This is a genomic window from Rhodoferax sp. (assembly GCF_039922535.1).
GTDB lineage: Bacteria > Pseudomonadota > Gammaproteobacteria > Burkholderiales > Burkholderiaceae_C > Rhodoferax_B.
In genome coordinates this window covers 1-2,224 of the sequence record NZ_JBDTEM010000247.1, presented here as the reverse complement: position 1 = coordinate 2,224, position 2,224 = coordinate 1, and the positions used below count along the sequence as shown (strand labels likewise).

3 protein-coding genes are annotated in these 2,224 nt (G+C 63.8%); all 3 read left to right on the top strand.

Annotated elements, in window-relative coordinates; all coding sequences use genetic code 11:
* The coding region (locus ABI213_RS11435) for an alpha/beta hydrolase (protein ID WP_348027151.1) at positions 1-730 on the top strand (730 nt) is incomplete at its 5' end.
* A 297-nt stretch (positions 731-1,027) separates the two neighbouring features.
* A complete protein-coding gene (locus tag ABI213_RS11430; RefSeq protein ID WP_348014811.1) occupies positions 1,028-1,468 on the top strand; it encodes a hypothetical protein in 441 nt (146 codons plus the stop codon).
* Positions 1,461-2,224, top strand: a 764-nt coding sequence (locus ABI213_RS11425; RefSeq protein ID WP_348027149.1) for an ATPase domain-containing protein, incomplete at its 3' end; no start/stop codon positions are given. The genes ABI213_RS11430 and ABI213_RS11425, both read left to right, overlap by 8 nt.

The following is a 2,224-nucleotide window of genomic DNA, read 5'->3' as shown; positions in this document are numbered from 1 at the left end:
GTCGGCCGACAGCTGGGACGACCAGGCGATGGTCATTGCCGAGGCGGGCTACCGCGCCATCGCCTATGACCGGCGTGGCTTTGGCCGCTCGGGCCAGCCCTGGAACGGCTACGACTACGACACCCTGGCCGACGACCTGGCCGCGGTGGTGAACTACACCGGCGCGGCCAACACCACCCTGGTCGGCTTCTCGATGGGCGGCGGTGAAGTGGCCCGCTACATGTCGCGCCACGGCGGCAAGGGCATCGTGCAAACGGCGCTGGTCTCGTCGGTGCTGCCGTTTCGCCTGCAGACGGCCGACAACCCCGAAGGCGCACCGCAGGCCGGGTTTGCGTCCATCGCCGAGGCGCTGCGCGAGGACCGGGCGGCCTTCTACACCGACTTCTTCAACGACTTCTTTGGCGTGGGCATACTGAGCCAGCCGGTCAGCGAAGAGCTGCTGGCCTGGGCCCGCAACACCGCCATGCAGGCCAGCCTGCGCGCTACGCTGGAATGCCTGAAGGCCTTCAGCAGCACCGACTTCCGCCCCGACCTGGCCGCCTTCAAGGTGCCCACGCTGATCATCCACGGCACCGAAGACCGCACCGTACCCATCGAAAGTTCGGCCCGGCCCACGGCGCAAGAGATCGGCTTGTCCACCTTGCTGGAATACGACGGCGCGCCGCACGGCCTGTTTGCCACCCACAAAGACCGGCTGACCCACGACCTGCTGGCGTTTTTGGGCAAGTAAGCCTGCCGCGGCAACCCAACGGCGGCTGTCAAAAATACAAGCCAAATCGGCCACTAGCGCAGATAGCACCTGCGCTAGCAGCTATCAAAACAGTAATTTTTCTATATGGCTCCGGCGTGGGGTGCACAGATATTGCATGTGCACTAAGCGGCTTAGCGCACAGACACGCGCCCGCTAGAGCTGCAAACTCGTGCCAAGCGTGGATATGCCGCAGGGGTGCCCCGGTAGCCCACCGCCATCGCATCGTTTGGCAGACGATTTTTCAGCTTATGCTGAACTCACGTAGGAGATGTTTCGATGCCAAATGCACCCCACTCCACCGTGAGTGACTCGATCCAGGGAACGCTGACCCAGCGAGCCGGCGGTGCGCCCGATGCCAGCGCCGTGGTGGATGCGGTCACGCGCACCTGGCAGTTCATGGCGGCCCAGCTGGAGCCCGTAATTGGGGAGCGCGGCGTGGGCGTGCTGCTAGACCGCGCGCTGCATTTGGTCGGTAAAAAATTCCCCTGGCTGGCCCAGGCAGGCCCGCTGGAGCGCGGGGTCGATTCTCTCGCCCACCTGCAAGCCCGGTTCAGCAGCCGCAATGCCCAGGAAGCCGCCGAGGCAGGCTGTGCCCTGCTGGTGACCTTCACCGAACTGCTGGCCACCTTGATTGGCGAGCCGTTGACCGAACGCCTGCTGGCCTCTGTATGGCTAGAGGCTCCTCCCACCACTGAACAGGACCCGCCCAATGACTAAACCCGTGGACATTCGCCGACTCGCCACCGGCGTACCGGGGCTAGATGCCGTGCTGGGCGGCGGCCTGCCCGAGTTTTCCTTCAACCTGCTGACCGGGCCGCCCGGTGCGGGCAAAACCACGCTGGCCCACCAGTTGATGTTTGCCCTGGCCACGCCCCAGCAGCCTGCGCTGTTTTTCACCGCTTTGGGCGAACCGCCCTGGAAGATGCTGCGCTACCAGCAACAGTTTTCATTTTTTAACTTGGACAAAATCGGTAGCAGCATCCGTTTTGTCAATTTGAGCGAGGTACTGGCCGCGGGCGACCTCGAAGAGGTGTTGGCGCGCATCGTGGCAGAGGTCCAAGCATTTGGCCCGGTATTTGTGTTTGTAGACTCGTTTCGTTCGGTGATGGCCGAGTTCCAGCAGCCCGATAACCGCCGCATGGGACTGCGCCGCTTTACCCAGCAGCTGGGTACCACACTGGCGGGCTGGCAAACCACCAGCTTCTTAATCGGCGAATATTCACCGCAGACCGATCCGCACCCGGTGTTCACCGTGGCCGATGGCATTCTGGCACTGGAGCAGAGCGTGCAACGCAACTCCATCGTGCGCAAGATCCAGGTGCTGAAAATGCGCGGCCAGGCCACTAGCCCCGGCGTGCACACCCTGCGCATCACAGGCGACGGGCTCACTATCTTTCCGTCGGCCACGGTGCACGACGACAGCAGCGCCACGCCGCAGGGGAACGCCCCCGCCCGTAACGACATCCGCGTCAC